Raw genomic sequence first — 24648 nt, forward strand, 5'->3', positions numbered from 1 at the left:
AAATCTCCCTTTCAGTAACGGCCGCCGGTGACGTGAAGCACGTCGCCGCTGATGTAGCCTGCGCGTTCAGAGGCGAGGAAGGCCACCGCATCAGCGATGTCCTCGACCTCACCCACGCGCGGGATCGGCGTGGTCTTTTCGGCATTCTCGCGGATCGAATCCCAATGCGGCAGCGAGCGGACCATCTCGGTGCTGATGATGCCCGGCGCGACAGCGTTCACGGTGATGTAGTTGCGCCCCGCCTCAAGCGACATTGCACGGGTAAAGCCGATGATGCCCGCCTTGGCGGCGGAGTAGTTGGCCTGGCCCCTATTGCCCAGATGCGCGCGGGACGAGATGTTCACCACCCGGCCCCACTTGTTTTCGTTCATGTGGGGCAGCACCGCGCGGGTGCAGTTGAACGCGCCCTTGAGGATCACGTCGATGACGATGTCCCAATCCGCCTCGGTCATCTTGGTGATGCGCATGTCGCGCGTCAGACCGGCGTTGTTCACCAGAATGTCCACCGTGCCGAAGGTCTCGACGGTCTTGGCGACCATCGCCTCGACCTGCTCGGCGTCGACCACGTTCGCGGTGACCGCAATCGCCTTGCCGCCCGCCTTGCGCAGCGCCTCGGCCTGCGCCTCGGCGGCTTCACCGTTGATGTCCGAGACAACGACATTCGCCCCCTCGGCGACGAAGCGGGCGACGATCGCCGCGCCGATGCCGTTTCCCGCCCCCGTCACGATGGCCGTCTTGCCTGCCAGATCCAGTTCCATGTCGCGTTTCCTTTCAATCGTCGCGACAGCCTTGCGCAGGCCGTCAGTTGTGTTCCGGGAGGACGAGGCCGTCGACTGCGACCACGCCTTCGCCCTTGCGCTTGACGAACAGCGGATTGATCTCGGCATCCGCGATGCCGCGCACGGCGGCGAGTTGCGACATCGACACGATGGCATCGGCCAGCGCCTCGGTGTCGCCCTCGGGCATGCCGCGATAGCCGCGGATGATGGCCAAGCCCTTGACCTCTTCGATCATCGCCAGCGCCTCGTCGCGTGTGGTCGGTGCCAGGCGGATCGACGCGTCCTTGTAGATCTCGGCCAACACGCCGCCGACGCCGAGCACCACGATGGGACCGACCTCTGCATCGTGGCGGAAGCCGAGGATGACCTCGGCGAGGCCGCCCCGTTCCATCTGCTGCACGAGAATGCCGTCCACTGCCGCATCCGGGTGCTTTGCACCGACGTTCGCCAGGATGCGCGTGGCCGCCTGTTCTAGTTCGGCGTCCCCGGCGATGCGCAGCTCGACACCGCCCGCATCGGTCTTGTGGGGCACATCCGCCGAAAGGATCTTGGCCACCACCGGATAGGCCAGATCGACCTTGTCGGATGGCGCCGCGATGACCTGCGACGGCGCGGTCGGGATGCCCAGCGTCGCAAAGATTTCCCCCGCCTCTCGCTCGTTGGGGCGGCGCCCGCCGAGCGCGTCCAGCGCCTGCTGCACGGCGTCGGTGACGGCCGCGTCGGGCGCGGGCATGTCCACTGGGGTCCGCCAACGCGACCAGGCGCTGACCGCGTCGGCGCAGGTTTCCGGCGTGCGGAAGCCCGCGATCCCCGCCGCCGCAAGCTGGTCGAGCCCGTCCTTGGCATGGGGCGCAATGAACACCGCCAGCGGCTTGCCGTGCTTGTCCGCCTTGACCAGCGATCCGACCGTGATTTCGGGCGAGAACTGCGCCGAACTGCCCGCGATTGCGACCAGCATGTCGCAGTGATCCGAAGCCAGAAGCGCGCTGGCGACGGCGCTGTAGACATCCGCTTTGGTCCCGGCGAGCGTCAGGTCGGTCAGCTTGCCGCGCGGGATGTCGATGCCCTGCGCCGCGAGCGTGTCGACCACCGCGTCGCTGGGCGCCACAACGTTCACGCCAAGCGTGCCCATGCGGTCGACCACGGTGGCCGCGCCACCGCCGGTCGTGGTCATCACCGCCACGCGGTGGCTTTGCGGCGGCCGCTGGTCGCGCAGCAGAGTCGGAATCTCGAACAGCGTTTCCAGGCAGTTGACCCGGAGGATGCCGTGGGCCTGGAAGAAGGCATCGGACACTTCGTCGCCGCCAGCCATAGCGCCGGTATGCGACGCGGCCAGATCGCGGCCCAGATCGGACTGCCCCAGCTTATAGGCGATGATTGGCTTGCCCGCCGCGACGGCCTTGCGCGCAGCCCGCGCCAGCCGCTCCGACATGCGGAAGGTTTCAAGGAACAGCAGGATCGCGCCGGTTTCGGGATCGTCGACCAGCCATTCGGCGATCTCGCCGACCGACAGATCGGTCTCGTTTCCGATAGATACGATGCGCGAGAAGCCGACGCCTCGCCCAAGTCCCCGCGACATCAGACCGCCCGTCATGCTGCCCGACTGCGAGATGATCGCGAGCGGGCCGGGCACGATGTCCAGCTTTTCTACGGCGGCGTTGATCGACAGCGCGCAAGCCGGTGTGCTTGAATAGATGCCACTGCAATTGGGCCCGAGCAGCCGCACACCGCCCTCACGTGCGGTTTTCAGGATATCGGCCTCAAGCGCGCGCCCCTCGTCGCCGGTTTCGGCGAAGCCGTCGGTAAAGATCGTCGCCACCAGCACCTTCTTATTGGCGCACTGGCGGATTGCGTCGTGGACCGCATCGCGCGGCACCATGATGAAGGCGTGGTCGACATCACCCGGCACCTCCAGAAGCGAGGGGTAGGCCTTGTCGCCACCAACCTCGTCGCGCTTGGGATTGATCGGGATGATCTGCCCGGTGAACCCGTGTTTGCGCAGCGTCCGCTGCGGGCGCGAGGTGTGTTTCGCCTGGTCGGCAGATGCGCCGATCAAGGCGATGGTCCGTGGTGCGAACAGGGCTTCGAACTGCCGCTTGTCCTGATCGTTCATTGGGGCTCCTTCCCTTCTGGCGCCTCCCGGCCCGACAGCCGCAGCCGCCCGAAAAGCGGCCGCGTCATCGCCGGAGCTCACCGCGCCCACGATATATTATTTTTTATCATATTGTGGGATAACATGTAGCGCAAGGGCAAGGATGGACTTCAGTCGCGGCTTTGGTACAGTGAAAGCGCTATAATGCTGTATTTCGCCGCCCTGACGGCACTTCGCGCTCGGCTGTTGAACATGTCGCAATTATCCCATTATTCTGGATAGAATCAGAAAATCATACAACACACGTCAAATTTGCGGAGGAGAAAGCAGATGACCAACGTCGATCCAGAAAGAACGAAACAGGTGCTCGAACGGGTCGAACGCGACCGGGGCATGGCGCGCGGATGGACGCGGATTCTGGCCGAGCGCGATCCGGATATGCTCGAACGCATTCACGAGACGATCATGCATCCGCTGTACAATCGCAGCAGCCTGCCGCTCAAGACCAAGCTCACGCTGATGATCTGCCTGAACGCGTTTCAGTTCCACGAATTCGGCGTGCGCGCACAGACGCGTGCGGCGCTGAAAGCAGGCGCGACAGAGGACGAGATCCTTGAAGCGCTCGAAATCGTCGCGCTGTCCAACCTGCACGGCATGTCCAGGGCGCTGCCCGTGGTCGTGGAGGAATTCGAAGCGTTCAAGTCCGCTCAGTGAAAAGACTGACCGGCGCGCCCTCTGCGTCCGCCTTCAAAAGGCCAGGTCCAGCGCGTGCCGTTTGTTCATCTCCTTCAGGATGCTGATCGCCGTCTCTTCGACGGCAAGGCTGGCTGCCGTCACCACGCGGCCGGTTTTGCGCAGCAGGTAGCAGCGCCGTTGCAACCTTTCGCGGAAACGGATCGCCACCAGATCGCCGCGTGTGAGCTGTGGAAGGATCGCCGCTTTCGGCACGATGGTATAAGCGCTTGCGCGCAAGACCATCTCAAGGATCTGCGAGTGTGATTCCAGCTCGCTCGCGATGTTCAGCGCCACGCCTGCGGAGCGCGCATATTGTTCCAAAAGCTGGCGCGTCTTGTGGCGCTTGCTTGAGGTGACCAGCGGCAGCTGCGGCAATTGCGCGAGCCCGATCTCGAACCCCTCCGGCGTGCGGCTCAGCGCGTCCGGCAGGAAGTCGGGCGCGCTGATGAACCAAAGCTCTTCGGTGTAGACATAGCGCGATGAAAAGCCGCCCAAACCGGCCATCTCATAGGCGAATCCCATGTCGACGGATTCCCTGAAGATCCAGTCGAGGACGTCGCCCGACATCCCCTCGGGCACCCTGAGCCGTACTTCGGGATACTCGCTCTTGACCGTTTCGGACAGCGGCACGCTCAGGAGCACGTTAAGGCTCGGCGGCAAGACGAGCGAGAGCGGCCCGCCCGGATGACAGCGCGCTCCCACCGCATCTGCAAGCGCGTCCGCGGCCTTCAGCAGCCCAGGTGCATGCTGCACCAGCGTCATGCCCGCCGCCGTCATCGTCAGGCCGTTCGCCCCGCGCGAAGCCAGCTGCGCCCCCAGCCGATCTTCGAGCCGCGCGATCCCCTCCGAAACCGTGGCCGGTGCCAGCCCGAGCGCCGCCGCCCCGGCCGAAATTGATCCAAGTTCCGACGATAAAAGAAAATATGTCAGTTGTCGAAGGTCCAGCCGTGGTAGGTTGTAATCTTTCGTCATGGTCTCGTCCTCCCCCCTGCCCCGCCGAGCCTGCGGCCAAGCCAAGCCTATCGCAACCGTGGCGGCGAGGCATCGGAAAACCCGATGCTCTGTGACGGCATAGCCGATCCTGCCTGCACCCGTCATTGACCGATGGTCGGCCAATTCGCAGGGTCTGGCAAGCATCAGCCCATCGGCCGACACCCTGCAAACCGGCGACGGCCCCCACGGGTCGACGACGCGCGGTCTGCCCATGCGAAGGAGAACACCCATGCTTGCCGTACAGGATCCCCAAGTCCCGGATTTCGTGGACGCGCTACAGGCGATTGAAACCTATGCCGAACTCAGAGAGATCCTGACATCGCGGGATTTTGAAATGGCCGGCGCCGCCGAACGCACGATCTTTCTCGAGGACACGCTGATCATGTCCGAAGGCGCGCGGCACAGCGAGTTGAAGCAGCTCGCCGCCCCGCTGTTTTCGCGTCAGGTTCTGGCCTACTACGAGCTGCACCTGCTCGCCCCGGTCATCGAGCAGGTCATCCGCGACCTTCGGAACAACCGCGACGACGGCGGCGTCGTTAGGATCGATGCCTGCGCGCTGATCAAGGAAGCACTGACGCGGATCTCGGCGCGGGTGACCGGCGTCGATGGCATCGACACGCCGGAAACCACGGCCCGGTTCCGGGCGCTCGTGCTGCAACTGGGCGAGGCGACGACTGGCATTTTCTCGGCCATCCCCCAAGACGAGGTGATCGACCTCGGCAAGCAGGCGCTGGATGCGCTGGTCGCCGAGTTTCTTCAGCCGTCGTTGGAGCGCCGCAAGCAATTGACCCTCGATTTCGAGGCTGGGAGGATCGCCAAGGAAGACCTGCCGCGCGACGTGCTCATGACGCTCTGCCTGCAGAACGATCTGGCACGCCCCGACGACAGCGAAAAGATCCCCTATGTCTGGCGCCAATGTACGTTGTTCCTGACCGGGTCGATCAAGACGACCAGCCACACGCTGCCGCATATCTTCTTTCACATCGACGAATGGATCCGCGAGCATCCCGAAGATCGCGACAAGCTTGGCGATCCCGAATTCCTGCATCGCGCCGCCGCCGAGACCTTTCGGCTGCACCAGACCTCTCCGGTGCGATTCCGGCGCGCGCTGCGCGACCTGACGCTTGCCTCGGGGCGCAAGGTGGCCAAGGGCGAGCTAGTCGCGATGCATCAGCCGCGCGGCAATCTCGACCCGACGGTCTGGGGCGAGGACACGCGGTATTTCAACCCTTATCGCGAAGTGCCGAAAGGGATGCAGCCCTGGGGCCTGACCTTTGGTGCGGGCGTCCACACTTGCATCGGGCAAAACCTTGTGACCGGCATCCAGAACAAGGGCGACGCCAAGCTCGGCACCCATGGGACGGCGGTTCGCCTACTCAAGGCACTTTACGACCTCGGTGCAGAGCTGGACCCTGACAGCCCGCCCCAACGCGCGACCGGCACGATGAACGACCGTTTCGCAACCATGCCGATGATCCTGCGGGCGATCTGATACCGCCCAGCGATTCAGCCAGAAAGGAAAGAGGCCATGCCAAAAATAACCTATATCGAGGCCTCGGGCCTGCGTCACGACATCGACGTTCCCGTCGGCCACACGGTCATGGAGGGCGGGCGGGACGCTGGCGTCGAGGGAATCGTCGCGGAATGCGGCGGCAGCTGCTCGTGCTCGACCTGCCATGTGCATGTCGCGCCCGAATGGGTCGACAAGATCCCGAGCCGTGAAGAGATGGAGGAGGACATGCTTGATTTTGCCATCGACGTCGATCCTGTGACCTCGCGGCTCAGTTGCCAGATCCGCGTGACCGAGGCGCTCGACGGGCTTGTTGTGCATGTGGCCAAAGAGCAGGCATGATGGAGCAAAAGACCCCGACGCGGATCGTGATCGTCGGCGCCGGACAGGCGGGCGCGGCGCTTGCGGCCAAGCTCCGGCGGTTGGGATTCGCGGGCGCGATCACGATGATAGGCGCCGAGGCCGCGCTTCCCTACGAACGCCCTCCGCTGTCCAAGGCCTTTCTGCTTGGCAAAATCGACGCCGAGCGGTTGCAGCTGCGCCCGCCCTCTTTCTACCGCGAGCAAGAGATCACCCTGCTGACCGGGCAAACGGTGCAAAAGATCCTGCCGCAAGACCAGCTTGTCCGGCTTGAAGACGAGGCGCTGGGTTACGACGCGCTGGCACTGACGACCGGCAGCGCGCCGAGGAAGCTTCCGGATGCGGTGACCGGTGGTCTGCGCGGCGTGCATGTGCTGCGCAACATCGACGATGCCCGCGCGCTGGCAAAGGCCTGCGGCAGCGCGCGGCGGGCGCTGGTGGTTGGCGGCGGCTATGTCGGGCTTGAAGCGACGGCGGTGTTCCGTGGCCTCGGCATCGAGGTGACGCTGGTCGAACTGGGCGCGCGCATCCTGTCCCGTGTCGCGGCGCCTGAAACCGCGGATCGGCTTCGCGATCTGCACCTGTCGCATGGCGTGACGATTCTGGAAGGCACCGGGCTTGCCGAGCTCTGCGGCAATGGCCGCGTCGAAGAGGCCGTGTTGACCGACGGGACAACCCTGCCGACCGATCTTGTCCTTGCCGGGATCGGCGCCGTTGCGCGGGACGGGCTGGCGCGGGACGCCGGTCTTGCGGTACAGGACGGCATTCTTGTCGACCGTTTCGGACGCAGCTCCGACCCCGCGATCTATGCGGCAGGAGATTGCGCGCGCTTTCCTTTCGATGGCGTGCCGACCCGCCTGGAATCGGTGCAGAACGCCGTAGATCAGGCCGAGCACGTCGCGGCGAACATGCTTGGCCAGGCCACGCCCTACCATCCTGTTCCGTGGTTTTGGTCGGATCAATACGATCTGAAACTTCAGATCGCGGGGCTGGGCCATGGGCACGAACAGGTCGTAATCCGGCCCGGCAAGCGCGACGGGGCGGTATCGCACTGGTATTTCAGGGGCGGCTCGATGAAGGCGGTCGACGCCCTCAACGATCCAGCCAGCTTCATGCTGGGACGACGCTTGCTGGAAAAGGGATGCCGCGTGCGCCCCGAGGACGTCGGTGGCAGCACAGCGCATCTGCGGCAGATCCTGGAAAGCGCCTGAACCACCCTCGTGCGGCTTCTCGACGGCCGGAAGGCCATCATAATATTAATAAATCTCGCATTTAGGGATATAATCGATATAGTGATGCATGTCCATATTGGTGATTCTGCACATCATGCAGGCCCATCACCGCTGGACTTTAACAGGCCGCTGAAATAGTCGGCTCGGCGGAACGGTTTCCTTTCTGCGTAGGCGGCTGCGGTCAGCATCGGACTGGTCGATGTAATTGGTTTGGGAGCCTGACGCCCCCTGGTCGTCATGCGGCCAGCAGCCGGGGCAGTCGGGCGCGGTTGTTGGCGGCCATCGTCAGGATGAAGCGGGAACGCACCCATTCGAGACCGCGATAGACCGTCTGGACCATGCCCCCCACGGTCTTGGCCCACCCAAAGGCCTCTTCGATCCGTTTGCGGTGCTTGATCGACAGGGCGTAACCCTCGCGCCGGGTAGTGCGGCCGTCGATCGCTGAATATCGGGATTTCTGCGCGACATGCGGGGTGACGCACGCCTGGCGCAGGTCAGCGACGAACCCGGCGGCGTCGAAGCCCTTGTCCGCGCCCAGCGTCAGTTGCCGGGTTGATCCGGGGAATGGCGGTGAACCATGCCGAGGGCGGCGCGCCGTTCGGCCTGTGTCAGATCGCCCTGCACGATCAGACCCGAGCGGTTCTCCATGAGCGCATGGCCGATGAAGCACAGCATTGCCCCGGAGCCTGGCGACTTCTTGTAGAGCCGGGCATCCGGGTCGGTGGTCGAGGCATGGGTGGCGTTGGACCTCTTCTCGCCCCGGAAATCGACCTCGGCATTGCGGTTCTGGCGGCCGAGAGGTGGCATCGGGTCAGTCTCACCCTGGGTCGGTTCGGGGTGGCTATTGGCGGGCATGTCAGGTCCGGGCGGGCTGCCCGGCGACGACCCGGGCAGAGTGTCCCCGGCCTTCGGCTGGAAACTCTTCATCGAGGCCCAGGCCTTCACCAGCGTGCCATCGACCGAGAAGTGATCGTCCGACAGGAGCGGCGCGACCTCGCGATGCGCCAGGATCGCCGCCATCACCTTGCGTGACATCTCCGTCGTCAGCAGCCGGTCGCGGTTCTTGGTGAAGACCGTGGGGACCCAGACCGGATCGTCGATGAAGGCCCACGAACCAGCGGGACAGCAGGTTATACTGCATCTGTTCCATCAACTACCGCGCGGAGCGGACCGAGAACAGGATCTGGATCCGGCTGGCCCGGATCAGCCGTTCCGGTGGGATCGAGGGACGACCAAAGTCGGGGTAGAGGGGCTCGAAATCGCCATCCAGGCTCGCAAGCGCCTCGCTCACCACCTGTGCGCAACGGATGCCGCGCCGGGATGCGTGCCTCAAGATCGATATAGCTGAAAAGAGAACAGCTCGCCTCGTCTGTTCCGCGCATCATCACCCTCGTTCCCGTGCCAAGGATGAATCTCCTCTATAGCGGTGTTTCAACACCCGCTACATTGGCACATTGAGGCCGTCGGGGGGCGTCCGCCCCATCGCTTACAAAAAAGCCGCGCCAGCCCAGGCTGGCGCGGTTCTGTCGCTACGTCTGCGGGCGTTCAGATCCCAGACATGCAGATGTATTTGACTTCCATGTAGTCGTCGATGCCGTAGTGCGAGCCCTCGCGGCCGATACCCGACTCCTTGATGCCGCCGAAGGGCACCGCCTCGTTGGCCATCAGCCCGATGTTCACACCGACCATGCCGGTTTCAAGCTCTTCGGCCATGCGCCAGATCCGGCCGATGTCGCGGCTGTAAAAGTAGGAGGCGAGCCCGAATTCGGTATCGTTGGCTGCCGCCAGCAACTCCTCCTCGGTGGAGAACCGGAAGATCGAGGCGAGCGGTCCGAAGGTTTCCTCCTTCGCGACCTTCATCGTCGCGTTGGCATCGCCCACCACCGTGGGCTCGAAGAAGCTGTGCCCCAGCGGATGACGCTTGCCCCCCGCCAGAAGCGTCGCACCCTTTTCGAGCGCATCGGCGATATGCTCTTCGGTCTTCGTGACCCCGCCCATGTCATGGACAGGACCGAAGGTCACCCCCGGCTCCACGCCGTTTCCGACCTTGAGCTTGGCGACCTCTGCGAGGAACTTCGAGACGAACTCGTCGTAGACACTGTCCTGGACGTAGAAGCGGTTGGTCCCCACGCAGGCCTGCCCCGAATTGCGGAACTTCGAACCCATCGCCCCGGCCACGGCCGCGTCGATGTCGGCATCCTCGAAGACAACGAAGGGCGCGTTGCCGCCCAGTTCGAGTGCGAGCTTCTTCACCGAGGATGCGCATTGCTCCATCAGCAACTTGCCGACCCGGGTCGATCCGGTGAAAGAGATCTTGCGGACAACGGGGTTCGAGGTGAACTCGCCCCCGATGCCACGCGAGCTTCCCGTGATGACACTCAGCACGCCCTTGGGAATGCCGGCGCGTTCGGCCAGAACCGCCAGCGCGATGGCGGTGAACGGTGTCGTGCTGGCGGGGCGCACAATCATCGTGCAGCCCGCAGCAAGCGCCGCCGCAGCCTTGCGGGTGATGATCGTATTGGGAAAGTTCCACGGGATGATCGCCGCGCAGACCCCGATGGGTTGTTTGATCGTCACGATGCGACGGTCGTGCGCGGGGGTCGGGATGGTTTCGCCATAGGTGCGGCGCGCCTCTTCGGCGAACCACTCGATGAACTGCGCGCCGCTGACGACCTCGCCCTTGGCCTCGTGCAGGGGCTTGCCCTGCTCCGAGGTGAGGATCAGCGCCAGATCATCGGCGTTCTCGATGATCAGGTCGAACCAGCGGCGCAAGAGGCGCCCCCGGTCCTTGGCAATGGTCCGGCGCCACGCCTTCTGCGCCGTTTCCGCAGCGGCAATCGCAAGACGCGCCTCGTCGGCGCCCATGTCGGGCACGGTCCCCACCGCCTCGCCCGTCGCCGGGTTGCGCACGGTGATGGTGGCGCCGCTAACGGCATCCACCCAGTCGCCTCCGAGATAGCACTGCTCGCGCAGCAGCGACGGATCTCTCAATGCAAGGCTTGTCATGCGATCGCCCTCACTCCCCGTCCTTGGCAAAAGTCGGCATCTCGAAACCATGGTTTTCCGCACCAGGCACCTGTCCCGGCTTCCAAGTGGCGCTGAAGTCTTTTGGATAGGGATACCACGCCGAGCGATATTGCGGGGTCTCGATCTCGGTCGCCACGCTGATGACAGTCGGCATGCCGCTCTTCATTGCCGCCTCGAACGCAGGCTTGAAGTCTTCGGCCTTGGTGACGGTGACACCGACGCAGCCCATGCCCTCGGCCATCTTGGCAAAATCCGGCCCCCACAGGTCGTTCTCGCCCTTTTTGCGATAGTCGCAAAGGGATTCCCGTCCATAGATCTTGAACATCGCCTCACGTTCGATCTGAAGCGATTTGTTGTCGAAGACCACGGCGATCACCGGCAGCTTCTGCTCGACAGCGGTCAGCATGACGGTTGAGCGCATGATGAAGGCACCGTCGCCTAGCAGCGCGACCGCAGGCTTACCACCCGAGGCCATCGATGCCCCGATGGCGCAGGATGCCGACCAGCCCATGCGGTGCATGAAGCTGGAGTGGAAGACGTTCCTGGACGAGGCGCGCACGAAGGGGGGGCCGTAGCTGAGCATATGGCCGGTGTCGAAGGTCACCGTGGTTTCCGGCTCGAGCTCGGCGATGACCTGGCTCACGTCCTCGCAAACGCGGGCATAGTGCAGCGGCGAGATGTTCGACGTCCGCAGCGGGGCCACGGCCTCGTTGAACTTGTCACGCTCGGTGGCCAGTTCAGTGGTCCAGGCGGCGTTTTCAGTGATGCCCGCATCCTTGGCGGCCAAGGTCAGTGCCTCGAGCGCCAGCCGCGCGTCGGAGTTGAGCGCCACATCGGTCGGATAGGCACGGCCCAGCTCGTTTTCGTCAATGTCGATATGCACCAGCTTTGCGTTGCCGGGGATATCAAATAGGGTCCAGCCGCCAGTGTCGATGTCGGTGAAATGAGTGCCGACGCCGATGATCAGGTCAGACCGCCGTGCCATGTGGTTGCCGTCGAGCGTGCCCGCCCGGCCCATGACACCCGCCGAGAGGCGGTGGGTTTCAGGGAACTGTGCCTTGCCCGCCGAGGTTGCGACCACCGGCGTGCCAGTGGCTTCGGCGAAATCGATCAGCGCCTGATGCGCGCCCGAGTTCGCGACACCGGAACCGAAGACGACCAGCGGACGCTCTGCCTTTTTCATCAGCTCGATGGCCCGCGCGATACCTGCCGGATCGGCGGCGGGACGGTGCACCTCCATGTAGGGGCGCGGATCGGGCAGGCTGTCCTCGGGGATCAGCGCGTGCTGGATGTCGAAGGGGATCGCCATGACGACCGGACCCGGACGGCCCGTCAGCGCGGTCTTGTAGGCCCGAAGGAACATGTCGATGGTTGTGTCGGGACGCGTCGCCATGACGGCGCGCTTGCAGATGCCGCGGATTGCGCCGGCAAAATCCTCGGGGCCGTCGCGATAGGCTTCCTCGATGCCGCCACGGTCAAACCAATGGGTCGCGCCGACGCCGACTAGCGCGAGCATCCCGATGGACTCATAATATGCGGTGGCGATGGCGGGCATAATGTTCGCGTTGCCCGGCCCGACCGACGTCGTCACGATGGGCAGCGCGCCGCCGCGCTTGTAGCGCCAGACGCCATCGGCCAGCTCGACCGCCTGGTCCTCCATGCGCGCGCCGATGCATTCGATGTTCGTCTCGTAGACGAGCGCATCGAGAAGTCCCCAGTTGCCGTGACCGTTCAGGCCAAAGACGAACTCGGTCCCCATCTGTTCGAGCAAGCGGGCGATGCCTTGCGACACCGTGATCATTTTCTTTTCCATTGGTCTTCCTTCCGTCATTCAGGGGGCGCGTGGCGCTGCCCGTTTCCGGGCGCGCGTCGCGTCTTCAGTCTTTGAAAATCGTGGTGCAGGTCGGCAGATCCTTGGCCGAGGCCAGCTGCTCCACCTTCTGCAAGAGGTAGAACAGCGCCTTGGCCTCGTCGTCACTGTGGGTGAACTGCGTGCAGTCGCGGAACTTGCCCCAAAGCTCGTCCTTTGTCAGCGGCTCGGCCGCGTAGCCGGGGATGGTAGCAATCGGTCCGCTGTCCAGGACCTCGCCATCCTTCATCTTCATGATCACCCGCTCGGTCGGCGAGAAGACCGGATCGCGCGGATCCTCCTCGTCGATCGGTATCAGCGTAACCTTGGGATAAAAGGCCTGCATGTCCGGGCGATTCACCACTTCGTCCTTGATCTCGGGCGGACCGAACCGACCGAGGATCACCGCAGCAGCGATACCAAACGGACCGCTGAACTGCGCCTGGTACATGGTCTTGGGCTGGTGATGGGTCAGCACGGTGACCTGGCCCCGGCCCATCTGCACCTCAACGGACTCGACCTCTTCGGGCTTGATGTCGCGATCCTTGATCATCGCGAGCGTACCCTCAAAGGAACGGTGCGAGAAAAAGCAACTCGGGTGCATCTTGAATTGCAACTTGTTACGCGGCAGGTACCATTGCTTGCCAAGCTGCGAGGGGCTGTCGAGATCGGGCACCCCGTTCGACGAAAAGGCCGCGAGGTAACCCTGCGGATGCTCCAGCGCGTCGGGGCCGCCGGTCATGCCCGCATCGGCGAGCCGTGCCGCCACGAGTCCGTCGCGCGCCGCCTTGCCCGAATGATAGCCCTTGGTCATCGAACCAAAGTTCGAGAAGAGCCCGCCGGCGTGGCTTGCGGCAATGGCGATCGCCATCTGCGCCTTTTCCGCCGAAAGCTTGCGCAGCACCGAACAGGCCGCCGCCGAGGCGATCGGGCCCAGCAGCGCAGTCGGGTGCCAGCCGGCTTTGTGATAATACTTGTTGCGGCGCCAGACTTCGCACCAGGTCTCGTAGCCCGCGACAAAGGCCGTCACCATGTCCTCGCCCGAGGACCCGAGAACCTCGGCCTCGGCGAGGATGGCGGGGATGATGACCCCGCCCGGATGACCCGAGGCGGTCTGACAGCCGTAATCCAAAGCGTGCGCGATGGCCCCGGCCAGCAGCGCGGCACCCGGACCGTCGACCATATGCGACGACAGACAGGCACGCGTTTCCGTGCGCCCCGCCGGTTCGACCAGCGTCTTGCGAAGGATTTCCGCCAACGGAAGGTCGATGCCCGCCATGATGACACCGACCGTATCGGTGAAGGCATCGCGAACGACCGGCAGCAGGTCCTCGGGGATGTCCCGATATTTGATATCAGACAGAAATGCCCCTATGTCGGCGGTTAAATTGCCCATTTTCGGCTCCTCTTCGTGAGGGCTCGCCAGCACGCTTGTGCCATTCCGAAACCCGACTTCCTCGGACGCCGAACGGCGTCAACTCCTTTTCGCGGCCCCGGCGCATGGCATCTACCGACCCTGAAGGACCTATGACGCGAGCCCCGCGGCCCAACCATGAATCACGTCTTGTTCTACGTTATCTCATATATTGACACTAATTACCATGACTGACTTATTGTCAAGCACATCCCACTCTGACGTGGAAAGATCGGAGGAAAGTCGTGATATTCCTTGATATGGCTGGGGCCGTCATAACCGTTACCGGCGCCGCCTCTGGCATCGGTTTTCATATTTCAGGAAAAATTATCGAAGCTGGCGGCAGACCGCTTATGCTCGATATCGACGGCGACGCCTTGCTGCGCTCCGCGACCGAGCTATTCGGGTCGGAGGCCGAGGCACGGCGCCATGTCGCGGCGGTCGATGTCTCGGACTCCGCCTCCATCGACGCGGCGCTGGATCGGCTCGAAGCCACGCACGGGCCGGTGACGCATGCGGTGGCGAATGCCGGGATCAATCCGCCTGCGGGCACGCTCGAGATCACGGACGCGCAGTGGAAACGCGTTCTGTCGGTCAATCTCGACGGTCAGTTCTACACCTGCCGCGCGGTCGGGCGGCGCCTTGCGGACCGAAAGGCCGGAACCGGTGCCATGGTCACCGTCTCTTCATTGGCGGGTTTCAACGGCAAGCACGACCGCATTGCCTATTGCGCCTCGAAAGGGGCCATCGTCAACATGACCCGCGCCCTAGCGCTGGATCTTGGCAAGCACGGCATCCGCGTGAACGGTGTCGCGCCCGGGATCATCCTGACCGCGCAGCAAGCCCGCAACAGCAGCGACTATCGCGACATGCAGGCAAGCCGCGCCGCTCTTGGACGCAACGGAGCCGCGGACGAGGTCGCCAACGTCGCCCTATTCCTGCTGTCCGATCTCGCCAGCTTCGTGACCGGCGAAACCATCGTCGTCGATGGCGGACTGACCGCCCGCTACGTCTGACCAGAACGCAAGACCGCGGACAGCATCCGCGCAGAAAGGACACCGTCATGTGGACCAAGCCCATCGTCGAAATTCGCGTCGAAGAGTACACACGGGGCACGCTTCCGCGCTATCTCGCGGCGCAAAAAGCGCTTGCCCTGCCCCTTCAGGAGCGGATCATCGGCACACCGATGGCGTATTACACCTCGCTCGTCGGGCGCATCAACTGCGCCATCCAGCTTTGGGGCTACGAGTCCGTCGCCGCCTATGCCGAACAGCGCGCGGCGGTCGAGGCGGACCCCGACTGGGCCGCCTATCGCGACGCGACCCAGGACATCACACGCTTCACCACCACCCGCCTGACGCGGCAGGTCATGTTCGATGGCGCCGACGAGGGGGCAGCGCAGGCCCGCGCCAAGCCCGTGGTCGATTTCCGCGTCTACCATATCCACAACAACAGGATGGGCACCTTTCTGGACACCAGCGCAGAATTCGCCCTGCCCGTCATGATGCGCAACATCGGTGCGCCCATCGGCTATTTTCAGACCATCGTCGGCAACCTGAACGAGATCACGCATCTTTGGGGCTACGACAGCCTCGGCGACATGGAAGCGCGCCGCGACAAGCGCAACGCCGACCCCGATTGGCGCGCGTATCTGGATGCGTCGGACGGAATCTATCACCGGCAGGAAACACAGGTCCTGCGAAAGATCGCGCTGTAACGACCGGCGAGGCCGGCGGCACACAGATGCATTGGAGGACGGGATGAAACGGTATGACGTCATCGTGGTCGGCGGAGGTCCCGGCGGGCTCGCAGCCGCGGCAAGCGCGGTCGAGGCAGGGGGGATTGTGTTGCTGATCGAGTCGCTGGATACACTTGGCGGCAACGCATCGCATTCGACCGGTTACCTCGTGATGGTCGGCACCGCGCTTCAGCGCCAGCATCAGGTGTCCGATTCTGTTGCCGATTTCATGGCCGACGGGGAAAGGCAGATCCGGCTCGAACTGGAAAATGGCCCGATGATCTGGGACCGAGAACTGACCGAGCTTTACGCCCGCGAAAGCGCGGCCACCTATGACGAGCTGACCGCCATGGGCGTGCGGTTTTCGCGGCTGCTCGCCAAGCCGTCGCAGCACCGCAACGACAGGATGCACGCGCTGGAAGATCCCGCGCAGCTTGGCGCGGCCTATGCCGCACGCCTCGAAACACTCGGGGTCGAGGTTCTTTACAACACCGATGTCACCCGCCTGATCACGACCGAGGGTCGCGCAACCGGCGTTGCGTTCGAAACCCGGGGTGCCGGCGGATCGCCCCGGACCGGCAGCGCCGGGGCGCAGCGCGGTGTGATCCTTGCGACCGGAGGCTATCAGGGCAGCTATGAGCTGCGCCGCCGCCACCAGAAAGCCGAGGAGATCAACGGCTATCTCAGCGGTGTCCGCAGTTGTCGCGGCATGGGCCATGTGCTTGGCGCGGCCATGGGCGGCGATCTGATCAACATGGATTATATCCAGCCAATGATCGTCATCCCCTCGCTTCTGGCAGAGGACGCCATCGCCGTGAACCGCGCGGGCGAGCGGTTTCACGACGAGACCGGCAAATACGGGGATCGAGTCAAGGGGCTTGCCGCGCAACCCGGCGGCACGGGGCATTACATCATCGACGCCGCGACCTTTCGCACCAAATCCGCGCTGGTTGCAACAATGCCCGAGCCACCGATAGAGGCGCCGACGCTGAGCGCCCTTGCCGAAGCGATCGACTGCGATCCGGCCACTCTGCAAACCACGGTCAAGACCTGGAACGGCTTTCTTGCGGGCGGGGCGCAGACCGATCCGGTGACGGGCCGCACAATCCTGCCCAAAGGCCGCCGCCCGCTGCGCGACGCTCCGTTCTACGCGTTGCGCATGGTGCGGGCGACGACCTTTACCTGGGGCGGTTTTGCGGTGACCCGCGACATGCAGGTGGTGGACGTGATGGGCGACCCGGTGGACGGGCTTTTCGCCGTCGGAGATACCACCGGCGGCATCAACGTGATCTCGGGGATGGGCGGCACGCATATCGCCTCGGCCCTGGTCCAAGGCAGGCTTGCAGGGCGCGCCGCAGTGGCCGGCCCCAGCGCCCTGCCCCATCTCACCGCGCCCGCCCAGAGCCGCCCGTTCGAAGCCAAGACCCTGCCAAAGATGGTCCTCTTCGATCTCAACACGCCCGAGCCGGACAGGTAACAGCCCTGCCCGGCCCCGCGGAAGGCTCAGCGCCCCTTGAAGACGGGTTTGCGCTTTTCGACGAAAGCCCCCATGCCTTCGGACTGATCGGCGGAATCGAACAACACCTGGAATGCCTTGCGCTCCAGCAACAGAGCCGCATCCAGCGACATGTCGGCCCCGGCCTGCGCCACTTCCTTGATCGACTTGACCGATAGCGGCGGCATCGCCGCGATCCGACCCGCCTGCTCAAGCGCCCGGTCCAGCGCGCCGCCGTCCTCGGTCACCTCTGAAACGAAACCCATGTCATAGGCGTCCTGCGCTTCGATGAATTCGCCGGTCAGCACGATGCGCATGGTCTTGTAGCGCCCGATGGTTCGCATCAGCCGCTGGGTGCCACCCGCACCGGGCATCACCCCGAGACGGACCTCCGGCAGCCCGAACTTTGCCGTCCGCCCCGCCACGATCAGATCGCAAGCCAGCGCGATCTCGCAACCGCCCCCCAGCGCATATCCCTCGACTGCGGCGATCAGCGGTTTCGTGCAGCGCCGCAAGGCCGAAAAAATCCCGTCGGTCTCCAACAGGATATGGTCGGTTGGGGACATCTCGATCTGCTCGTCCAGGTCGGTTCCGGCGACAAAGCAGCGATCGGCACCGACCAGAACAATCACCCGCACCGCGTCGTCACGGTCTGCCGCAAGGACCGCGTCGGCCAGCTTGCGCTTTATCTCGAGGTTCAGGGCGTTGCGGCGCGCGGGACGGTTGATCGTCACCACGATCACGCCATTGTCGTGCAGTGTGCTATGGACGAATTGAGACCCTTTGTCTGACATATTGCTCTCCTCCTGGCCGTCTGCATATGGCCATGATCGCGTGTTTCCGTGATCAGACCGTGCGATCGCAACGTGACGATATGGCCTGATGCGAGACCACATCCCAGCCTGTCGGATGCACCTGCATGAGTTGACATAATCTCATATTACGGGATATACAATGATCATCCCGCGGGTCGGGGTCCCGCGCGGTCTTTTCGGCAGTCGCTCGGGTGCCCCTGCAAGAGCGAGGCGTCACAGGAAGAGAGACAGCATATGGCAGCCACCGAGACACCCAGCGCGTTCGACTACGAGGCCGCAGTCGCCGATTTTATCGTCGGTTTCCGCTTTGCCGATATCGACGAAGCCGCGATGTCGGCCGTCAAGGCGATCCTGAAGGACCAACTCGCGCTTCAGGTCAGCGCCGCCGATCTCACTTGGTCCCAAGATGCGCGCCGCTTCTTCGAAAGGCCGCGCGCCGGCGCCGCCACCGTGGCTGCTGAAGACACCACCATGGATCCCGCCGACGCAGGTTACATTAATGCGACCTATGGGCATGGCTTCGAATATGACGATGTCGCGGCTAACGGACACCCAGGTGCCTGCGTCGTGCCCGCCGCCATCGCCATCGGCGAGGAAACCGGTGCAACACTGGGCCAGATGGTCGAGGCAATGGTCACTGGCTACGAGGTTTATGTGCGCATCGGCCGCCTTGCCGCACCCGATCTGGTGAACAGCGGCTGGCACGTCCATGCGGTGCTGTCCAATTTCGGTGCCGCCGCCGTTGCAGCCAAGCTCTACGGCTTCAACGCCGAAACCACGAGCCACGCCATGGCCATCGCGCTCAGCCATGCATCAGCTACGACCGAATACACCAAGAGCGGCGGGTCGATCAAACGCGTCCATGCAGGCCTTGCCGTTCGCAATGGCATCGAATCCGCCCGCCTCGCCCGCGTCGGCATCACCGGACCGAAGCGCTATCTCACTGGACCCAAGGGCTTCTACCGGGCGTTCATCCGGCGCGATGTCATGCTGGACGATGCGCGCAAGGCCTTTGCCCCGGACGAGCCCCTGCGCATTCCGGGGATGTGGCTGAAACCCTATTGCTGCTGCGGCGCCGTGCACGCCTATATCGACGCGCTGCGGATGGTCTCGGATAGAGTAGACGAGATATCTTCGATCGACGTTCACGTCCAGGCGATGACGCGAACGCTCAGCGACAACCCCGTCGCTCAGCAGAACGGCACGGCCAATATCGAAGAGCTGCAGTTCTCGATGGCCTTGCAGCTTGGGCTGGCGGCGCTGGGAATGGGCAACGGCTATGCCACGCACCGGGCATTTCTGGACGGCAAGATCGACATCGGGCCAGATTCTCCGGTCACCGCATTCGCGCGCAAACTGAACATCATTCACGCGCCAAGGCTGGACGAGAAATACCCGTTCAACTTTGTTGGCGAGGTCGATATCCATTTCACCGACGGCACCAGCCGCAATATCTTCATGGATGGCGCCAAGGGAATGCCCAACCGTCCCTTCACGCCCGAGCAGCATCGTGAAAAGCTCGACGAACTCACCTTTCCGGTCATCGGGCACGAAAATGCCCTGTCACTTTACGAGATGATCGACGACCTTGCGCCGGACACACCGCTGACCTCATTGACCGCGCTGCTGAAAGTCGTCTCGCAAACACGCTGATCTCACGGCGGCGCTGTGGCAATATCCGCTAGCGCCGTCACAACAGAGCCGACTTGCCTAAAAGCGCTGCGCAAAATAAGCTGGCAGGTGATCGAAATTCTGGCGGATATGACCACGTTAGAGTGCCATTGCTACAGTCAGGACCCATAAATCTGCTTGAGTGCAGGCGGGCGTCACGATTCATCCTCCCGACCTGGGGAGGGATCATGGACGAACTTTTCTGGCTGACCAACGAGCAGATGGAGCGGCTGCGGCCGTTCTTTCCGAAGTCCGGCGGGAAGCCCAGGGTCGATGACCGGCGTGTGCTGAGCGGTATAATCTTCATTCAACGCAATGGGTTGATGTGGAAGCACGCACCCAAGGAGTATGGCCCGCCGAAGACGCTCTACAATCGCTGGAAGCGGTGGAGCCGCCTGGGCGTGTTCGCGATGATCATGACCGAACTGGCCGCACGGGCCCAGGAAACCGGGATCGTGATGATCGACGCAACCCACGCCAAGGCGCACCGGACCGCATCGAGCCTTGCTGTTCAAAAGGGGCGCGCGGGCGACTGATCGGCAGGACCAAGGGTGGGTTGAACTCAAAGTTGCACGTCCTGGCCGACGCGCAGGGCCGCCCGATCCGCAAGTTCCTGTCGGCCGGCCAGACCTCGGACTATATCGGGGCGCGGGCGCTCCTGTCCTCCATCCCCCTATGATGCCGGCTGGTTCCGCAACGCGCTGATCGAGATGGGCATTTCGCCCTGCATACCCTCACGCATCGGACTGAAGGTCCCGATCCCGCACGACGCGAACCTCTACCGCCAGCGCCACAGGATCGAGAACATGTTCGCCCGCCTCAAGGATTGGCGGCGGATTGCCACGCGCTACGATCGCTGCCCCATCCTGTTTCTCTCAGCCTGCGCGCTGGCTGCTACCGTAATCTATTGGTTGTGAGTCCTGACCGTAGACTGACAGCGTGGACAGGGAGGATTTGCTTCAATATAGTGGGATTAAATGACAGAGCGATCGTGTGCTCCGCAGCAAGGCGCGGGGTAGTGATCGAACAACAAGGTCGGATCGGAATGGTAAAGCAACGAACCAAAATCGACAAGAAGCAGCCCGACTCGACCTATTACGACAAGAAGCGTTCGACAGATCAGGCCGATCAATCACCCACCAACAGTCTTGCGCGCATGCTCGGCTTGCTTGATCTCTTTACCTCCGCAGCCCCGTCCTGGTCGAGCGATGCCTTGATCCAGGCCCTTGGAACGTCCCGCTCTACCGGATATCGCTACATCAAGGCTCTGGCGGATGTCGGGATGCTGACCCCGGTCGCAAACGGGCATTACATCCTTGGTCCCCGGATCATCGAGCTGGACCTTCAGATTCGCAATTGCGACCCGCTTTACAATTCCGCGGGGACAGCCCTTGGCACGCTCGTCGACTCAACAGGACTGTCGGGGGTCGTCTGTTCGCTGTTCAGCGGCTCGGTGCTTTGCGTTCGGGAACATCTCGCTCCGGATAGCCCGCCGCGCCTGTTTTCGCGCGGACAACGGCGTCCGCTTTTCCGAGGCGCGGCGTCCAAAGCGATTCTCGCCCATCTCGGTGCCCATCAGCTTCGCAACATCTACAATAAGCACTCAGGCATCATCGCGACCTCGGGACTCGGAACCGACTGGTCGACCTTCCGCGAGAACCTGACGAAGATCCGCAGCGCGGGAGTTTCGGTATCCATCGGCGAATTCAACCCCGGCGTCATCGGTGTCGCGGCCCCCATCTTCAATCATTCCGGACAGATCCTCGGCAGTATTGGCGTCGCCAGTGACGATAGCAAGTTCGACCACAAGAACCTTAACGACGTGAAAGAAGCCGTGCGAGAGGCGGCCAAGAAGGTCACCGACAGGGTTGCAGTCATCGGAACCGGCCTCGACCGAGCCGCGCGATCGGTGGGCTGACCGTCATCCGCACGGGCAGACTGCTGTGCAGTCGCCCGCGCGAACAAGAGATCAGACCAGCGCCCGTGTGCAGCCGCCGTCGACCTGAAGCGTGGCGCCGGTGGTAAAGCCCGCAAGTTCTGACGCAAAGAAGGCGACCGCGGCAGAAAGCTCTTCGGGTTTGCCTGCGCGCCCGAGGGGAATTTTGCTGATCCTGTCGTCGATGTTGTGCACGGTGTGATAGGTGTCCGTGACGACGACAGCGGGCGCGACCGAATTCACCGTCACATTGTATTTCGCCATTTCCAACGAGAGATGCTTGAGCGCCGCCTGCACCCCGGCCCGGTAGACCGTCGAGAGCGCATGATTCTCGAGCGGCTCCTTGATCGAAGCCGAGGTGATCGCGACAATCCGCGCGTTGTCCTGCCCGATGAGCAGCGGCGCCAGGCGGCGGAGCACTAGCAGCGCGCCCTTGAGCTGCCATCGATAGGCATTCTCCCAGCGCTTATCGTCTGTTTCCAACAGAAGCTCGGTCATCGGGCGCGGCGGCGGCGGCGTGTTCAGAATCAGGATCTGCATTCCGCCGGTATCGACGACCTCTTGCTTCAGCCGCTCGATATCCTCCGCGTCCGCAATGTCGCCTGACACCGTATCGACCTTGATCTTCGGGTTCCGGGCGATCAGGGCGTCACGGGCATTGGCCAGACGTTCCTCATTGCGCGCGAAGATCACCAGATCAACGCCTTCATCCGCGAAACGTTCGCACACCGAAAGCCCCAAGCCCTGACTGCCGCCGATCACAACGGCGCGTTTTCCCGCAATCCCCAGTTCCATCCATCTCTCTCCCAACGGGCCGAGGCGGCCCAAGTCCAACATTTCAACGAAATCTTATATTGTAGGATAAGTGCGCATCAAGGGTCTTCGTGCAAAAAACTGACCGCGACCGACCTCCAAGACTCTTAGTGCATGCTACACATGACAATACAACGCGAGGAATCGCAACGGCGTGACGGGCGTAAGGTCAGATTTTTCGCCCTTGATGTAATAAAGTCCTATTAATTGGGATTAATCTACGATAGAACAGTCCGGACGCCGGGCGCCTGAATGCGCGATCCCGCAAACCGCGACCTGCGGCAAAGAGCGTCGGCAGAACAGACGACTGGAGACACCATGGATTTCTCATTCACCGAAGAACAACAGCTGTTTGCCGACAGCATTCGGCGCTTCGCCGAGGACAAGCTCAAGGAAGGTGCGCTCGCCCGCGCGCATTCCAAGCAATACCCCAAGGACGTGGCCAAGCTGCTTGCGCAGCAGGGCCTGCTGGGAATCACCCTCAAGGAAGAAGATGGCGGGATGGGCGGCACGCTCATGGACGCTGTGATCGCCATCGAACAGATGTCGCTGGTCTGCCCCAAGAGCGCTGACATCATCCAGGCCGGCAATTTCGGCGCGATCCGCACCTTTGCGGAATACGCCTCGGCCGAGCAAAAAGCCAAGTGGCTCCCCGATCTGCTCTCGGGGGAAATGGTGATCTCGCTCGGCATGAGCGAACCCGAAGCCGGGTCCGCCGCGACCGACCTCAAGACCACCGCCAAGGAAGATGGCGACCATTACGTCGTCAAGGGCCAAAAGGTGTTCGGCACCCACAGCCGCGACGCAACCATCTTCTTGATCTATTGCCGCTTCGCGCCCGGCATCGACGGCATCGGCTCGCTGCTGATCGAACGCGGCACGCCCGGCTTCACCGTGGGCGAGCCCGCCGAATTCATGAGCGGCGAGGAATGGTGCCCGCTTTATTTCGACGACGTCCGTGTGCCCAAGGAAAACCTCCTGCTCGGACCGGGCGGGTTCAAGCGCCAGATCGCGGCCTTCAACGCCGAGCGGATCGGCAACACGGCGCGCTCGCTTGCGATTGGCCGTCACGCCTATAACCTGGCTCGGACCTACGCCATGGAGCGCGAACAGTTCGGCCGTCCGCTCTGCGAATTCCAAGGGTTGCAGTGGAAATTCGCGGACATGGCGATGAAGCTCGAAAGCGCGCAGCTGCTGCTCTACAAGGCCGCGGTCGGTGCGGACAAGGGACTGCCGTCGGCCTATGACACGACCCTCGCCAAAATGGCCTGCAACCAGGTCGGGTTCGAAGTGGCCTGCGAGGCGGTGCAATGCATGGGCGGCACCGGCTACACCCGCGAAACCTTGGCAGAATACTGCATGCTGCGCACCAAGGGGTGGATGATCGCGGGCGGCTCTGTCGAAATGATGAAGAACAGGATGGCCGAGTTTATCTTTGATCGTCGGTTCAGCCAACGTCCCCCGAAGCCTGCGACCTGAAACTCCCAAGGCCGCGCGTCTCAGCCGGCCTCGCTCGCTGCTTCGGATCTGCCCGGCCCTTCCTCCCTGGGCCGGGCAGTTTTTTTCTCAGAAACCAGGAGAAGCGTTCCATGACATTGTCCAAACCGCCAGCCGGGTTTCTCGGAGACCGCGTTCAGCTTGCCTTTGTCGTGCGCGATCTCGACGCCGCAATGGCCTATTGGACCGAGACGCTTCGGGTCGGCCCTTTCGTGGTCATCGAAAACGCTCGGGCCGGGCGCGACGTGATCCACCGAGGCGCGGTCACGCCGCTCGAATTTACGCTGGCCTTTGCCTACCAGGGGGATGTCCAGATCGAGCTTATCCACCAGTCCAACGACGCGCCATCGTCGTACAAGGAGTTCCTCGACAGCGGACGCGAGGGGCTGCACCATCTCGCCTATTGGCCCGAGAACATCGACGCTGCCTGCACGCATCTCGAAGCGAACGGATTCACCGAGGTCACGCGCGTTCTTGCCGCCGATGGTTCGCGCGCGGTGGCTTATTACGAATCCCCCGCCGAGATCGGGCCCGTCGTCGAAATCCTGCCGATGAGCGCCGACCGCATCGCCTACTACGGGCGCATCCAGCGGCTTTCGCAAAGCTGGGATGGCGCAACGCGCCCGGTCCGCCGCTATGCCGACCGGGCTGCTTTTCTCGCCTCGGGCGAAGGCGCCGAGGGCTGATCCGCG

At 63.3% G+C, this 24648-nt stretch carries 19 protein-coding genes and 2 pseudogenes; 12 read left to right on the plus strand and 9 right to left on the minus strand.

Features of this window, described 5'->3' with window-relative positions; all coding sequences use genetic code 11:
- Nucleotides 1–11 precede the first annotated feature (11 nt).
- Nucleotides 12–758, minus strand: a complete 747-nt coding sequence (fabG, locus tag E3U25_RS00675; RefSeq protein ID WP_116221420.1) for a 3-oxoacyl-ACP reductase FabG — start codon at nt 756–758, stop codon at nt 12–14.
- Between the two features lie 43 nt (nt 759–801).
- Nucleotides 802–2892 carry an acetate--CoA ligase family protein gene (locus E3U25_RS00680; RefSeq protein ID WP_116221419.1) on the minus strand — a complete coding sequence of 697 codons (2091 nt, stop codon included), beginning with the start codon at nt 2890–2892 and terminating at the stop codon, nt 802–804.
- Between the two features lie 309 nt (nt 2893–3201).
- Here E3U25_RS00680 and E3U25_RS00685 point away from each other — a divergent pair, with 309 nt between their 5' ends.
- Nucleotides 3202–3585, plus strand: a complete 384-nt coding sequence (locus E3U25_RS00685) for a carboxymuconolactone decarboxylase family protein (protein ID WP_116221418.1) — start codon at nt 3202–3204, stop codon at nt 3583–3585.
- 33 nt (nt 3586–3618) lie between these two features.
- Here E3U25_RS00685 and E3U25_RS00690 read toward each other — a convergent pair whose 3' ends face one another.
- Entirely contained in the window at nt 3619–4578 is a 960-nt protein-coding gene (locus tag E3U25_RS00690) for a LysR family transcriptional regulator (RefSeq protein ID WP_166435451.1), read from the minus strand.
- A gap of 250 nt (nt 4579–4828) precedes the next feature.
- Here E3U25_RS00690 and E3U25_RS00695 point away from each other — a divergent pair, with 250 nt between their 5' ends.
- The 3 genes from E3U25_RS00695 to E3U25_RS00705 are packed head-to-tail and all read left to right on the plus strand — an operon-like array spanning nt 4829 to nt 7680.
- Nucleotides 4829–6091 carry a cytochrome P450 gene (locus E3U25_RS00695; RefSeq protein ID WP_166435450.1) on the plus strand — a complete coding sequence of 421 codons (1263 nt, stop codon included), beginning with the start codon at nt 4829–4831 and terminating at the stop codon, nt 6089–6091.
- A gap of 36 nt (nt 6092–6127) precedes the next feature.
- Complete coding sequence (locus tag E3U25_RS00700; RefSeq protein ID WP_116221415.1) at nt 6128–6451, plus strand: 2Fe-2S iron-sulfur cluster-binding protein; 324 nt, start codon at nt 6128–6130, stop codon at nt 6449–6451.
- A complete protein-coding gene (locus E3U25_RS00705) occupies nt 6448–7680 on the plus strand; it encodes an NAD(P)/FAD-dependent oxidoreductase (protein ID WP_244295013.1) in 1233 nt (410 codons plus the stop codon). Before E3U25_RS00700 ends, E3U25_RS00705 begins: the two co-directional genes overlap by 4 nt.
- 256 nt (nt 7681–7936) lie before the next feature.
- On the opposite strand, the pseudogene E3U25_RS00710 reads toward E3U25_RS00705, so the two are convergent.
- The 4 genes and pseudogenes from E3U25_RS00710 to E3U25_RS00725 all read right to left on the minus strand — a co-directional run bounded on the left by E3U25_RS00710 (nt 7937) and on the right by E3U25_RS00725 (nt 13973).
- Nucleotides 7937–9083 (minus strand): annotated as a pseudogene (locus E3U25_RS00710) (IS5 family transposase).
- A gap of 163 nt (nt 9084–9246) precedes the next feature.
- Nucleotides 9247–10707 (minus strand): NAD-dependent succinate-semialdehyde dehydrogenase, encoded by a 1461-nt coding sequence (locus E3U25_RS00715; RefSeq protein ID WP_116221413.1) that lies wholly within the window; start codon nt 10705–10707, stop codon nt 9247–9249.
- A 10-nt stretch (nt 10708–10717) separates the two neighbouring features.
- Nucleotides 10718–12541: a thiamine pyrophosphate-binding protein gene (locus E3U25_RS00720; protein WP_166435449.1), complete on the minus strand. Its 1824-nt coding sequence runs from the start codon at nt 12539–12541 to the stop codon at nt 10718–10720.
- A gap of 64 nt (nt 12542–12605) precedes the next feature.
- On the minus strand, nt 12606–13973 hold the full coding sequence (locus tag E3U25_RS00725; RefSeq protein ID WP_116221411.1) for an MmgE/PrpD family protein: 1368 nt from the start codon (nt 13971–13973) through the stop codon (nt 12606–12608).
- A 263-nt stretch (nt 13974–14236) separates the two neighbouring features.
- Between E3U25_RS00725 and E3U25_RS00730 the strand changes: the two genes are divergently transcribed.
- The 3 genes from E3U25_RS00730 to E3U25_RS00740 are packed head-to-tail and all read left to right on the plus strand — an operon-like array spanning nt 14237 to nt 17206.
- Nucleotides 14237–15007: an SDR family NAD(P)-dependent oxidoreductase gene (locus tag E3U25_RS00730; protein WP_147304484.1), complete on the plus strand. Its 771-nt coding sequence runs from the start codon at nt 14237–14239 to the stop codon at nt 15005–15007.
- A 47-nt stretch (nt 15008–15054) separates the two neighbouring features.
- Complete coding sequence (locus E3U25_RS00735) at nt 15055–15708, plus strand: NIPSNAP family protein (RefSeq protein ID WP_116221409.1); 654 nt, start codon at nt 15055–15057, stop codon at nt 15706–15708.
- Nucleotides 15709–15751: 43 nt separating this feature from the next.
- Nucleotides 15752–17206, plus strand: a complete 1455-nt coding sequence (locus tag E3U25_RS00740; protein WP_166435448.1) for an FAD-dependent oxidoreductase — start codon at nt 15752–15754, stop codon at nt 17204–17206.
- Between the two features lie 26 nt (nt 17207–17232).
- Here E3U25_RS00740 and E3U25_RS00745 read toward each other — a convergent pair whose 3' ends face one another.
- Complete coding sequence (locus E3U25_RS00745; protein WP_208861554.1) at nt 17233–18120, minus strand: enoyl-CoA hydratase-related protein; 888 nt, start codon at nt 18118–18120, stop codon at nt 17233–17235.
- 153 nt (nt 18121–18273) lie between these two features.
- Between E3U25_RS00745 and E3U25_RS00750 the strand changes: the two genes are divergently transcribed.
- From E3U25_RS00750 to E3U25_RS00760, 3 genes and pseudogenes are all read left to right on the plus strand, one after another.
- Nucleotides 18274–19692 carry an MmgE/PrpD family protein gene (locus E3U25_RS00750; RefSeq protein ID WP_116221406.1) on the plus strand — a complete coding sequence of 473 codons (1419 nt, stop codon included), beginning with the start codon at nt 18274–18276 and terminating at the stop codon, nt 19690–19692.
- A gap of 206 nt (nt 19693–19898) precedes the next feature.
- A pseudogene (locus E3U25_RS00755) lies at nt 19899–20627 on the plus strand (IS5 family transposase).
- Between the two features lie 101 nt (nt 20628–20728).
- On the plus strand, nt 20729–21628 hold the full coding sequence (locus E3U25_RS00760; protein ID WP_147304483.1) for an IclR family transcriptional regulator: 900 nt from the start codon (nt 20729–20731) through the stop codon (nt 21626–21628).
- A 51-nt stretch (nt 21629–21679) separates the two neighbouring features.
- Here the strand turns inward: E3U25_RS00760 and E3U25_RS00765 are convergent, their stop codons facing one another.
- Complete coding sequence (locus E3U25_RS00765) at nt 21680–22441, minus strand: SDR family oxidoreductase (RefSeq protein WP_166435447.1); 762 nt, start codon at nt 22439–22441, stop codon at nt 21680–21682.
- Between the two features lie 336 nt (nt 22442–22777).
- Here E3U25_RS00765 and E3U25_RS00770 point away from each other — a divergent pair, with 336 nt between their 5' ends.
- Both E3U25_RS00770 and E3U25_RS00775 read left to right on the plus strand, forming a co-directional pair.
- On the plus strand, nt 22778–23938 hold the full coding sequence (locus E3U25_RS00770; RefSeq protein ID WP_116221403.1) for an acyl-CoA dehydrogenase family protein: 1161 nt from the start codon (nt 22778–22780) through the stop codon (nt 23936–23938).
- Between the two features lie 110 nt (nt 23939–24048).
- Nucleotides 24049–24642 carry a VOC family protein gene (locus tag E3U25_RS00775; RefSeq protein WP_116221402.1) on the plus strand — a complete coding sequence of 198 codons (594 nt, stop codon included), beginning with the start codon at nt 24049–24051 and terminating at the stop codon, nt 24640–24642.
- Nucleotides 24643–24648 lie beyond the last annotated feature (6 nt).

Origin of the sequence: Paracoccus versutus, assembly GCF_029909795.1 — a bacterium.
Classification (GTDB): Bacteria; Pseudomonadota; Alphaproteobacteria; order Rhodobacterales; family Rhodobacteraceae; genus Paracoccus; species Paracoccus versutus.

Excerpts from the sequence above, each read along its gene's own strand:
- fabG (WP_116221420.1), bottom strand. The coding sequence starts at position 758 with ATGGAACTGGATCTGGCAGGCAAGACGGCCATCGTGACGGGGGCGGGA.
- E3U25_RS00680 (WP_116221419.1), bottom strand. The coding sequence starts at position 2,892 with ATGAACGATCAGGACAAGCGGCAGTTCGAAGCCCTGTTCGCACCACGG.
- E3U25_RS00685 (WP_116221418.1), top strand. The coding sequence starts at position 3,202 with ATGACCAACGTCGATCCAGAAAGAACGAAACAGGTGCTCGAACGGGTC.
- E3U25_RS00690 (WP_166435451.1), bottom strand. The coding sequence starts at position 4,578 with ATGACGAAAGATTACAACCTACCACGGCTGGACCTTCGACAACTGACA.
- E3U25_RS00695 (WP_166435450.1), top strand. The coding sequence starts at position 4,829 with ATGCTTGCCGTACAGGATCCCCAAGTCCCGGATTTCGTGGACGCGCTA.
- E3U25_RS00700 (WP_116221415.1), top strand. The coding sequence starts at position 6,128 with ATGCCAAAAATAACCTATATCGAGGCCTCGGGCCTGCGTCACGACATC.
- E3U25_RS00705 (WP_244295013.1), top strand. The coding sequence starts at position 6,448 with ATGATGGAGCAAAAGACCCCGACGCGGATCGTGATCGTCGGCGCCGGA.
- E3U25_RS00715 (WP_116221413.1), bottom strand. The coding sequence starts at position 10,707 with ATGACAAGCCTTGCATTGAGAGATCCGTCGCTGCTGCGCGAGCAGTGC.
- E3U25_RS00720 (WP_166435449.1), bottom strand. The coding sequence starts at position 12,541 with ATGGAAAAGAAAATGATCACGGTGTCGCAAGGCATCGCCCGCTTGCTC.
- E3U25_RS00725 (WP_116221411.1), bottom strand. The coding sequence starts at position 13,973 with ATGGGCAATTTAACCGCCGACATAGGGGCATTTCTGTCTGATATCAAA.
- E3U25_RS00735 (WP_116221409.1), top strand. The coding sequence starts at position 15,055 with ATGTGGACCAAGCCCATCGTCGAAATTCGCGTCGAAGAGTACACACGG.
- E3U25_RS00740 (WP_166435448.1), top strand. The coding sequence starts at position 15,752 with ATGAAACGGTATGACGTCATCGTGGTCGGCGGAGGTCCCGGCGGGCTC.
- E3U25_RS00745 (WP_208861554.1), bottom strand. The coding sequence starts at position 18,120 with ATGTGGTCTCGCATCAGGCCATATCGTCACGTTGCGATCGCACGGTCT.
- E3U25_RS00750 (WP_116221406.1), top strand. The coding sequence starts at position 18,274 with ATGGCAGCCACCGAGACACCCAGCGCGTTCGACTACGAGGCCGCAGTC.
- E3U25_RS00765 (WP_166435447.1), bottom strand. The coding sequence starts at position 22,441 with ATGGAACTGGGGATTGCGGGAAAACGCGCCGTTGTGATCGGCGGCAGT.
- E3U25_RS00770 (WP_116221403.1), top strand. The coding sequence starts at position 22,778 with ATGGATTTCTCATTCACCGAAGAACAACAGCTGTTTGCCGACAGCATT.
- E3U25_RS00775 (WP_116221402.1), top strand. The coding sequence starts at position 24,049 with ATGACATTGTCCAAACCGCCAGCCGGGTTTCTCGGAGACCGCGTTCAG.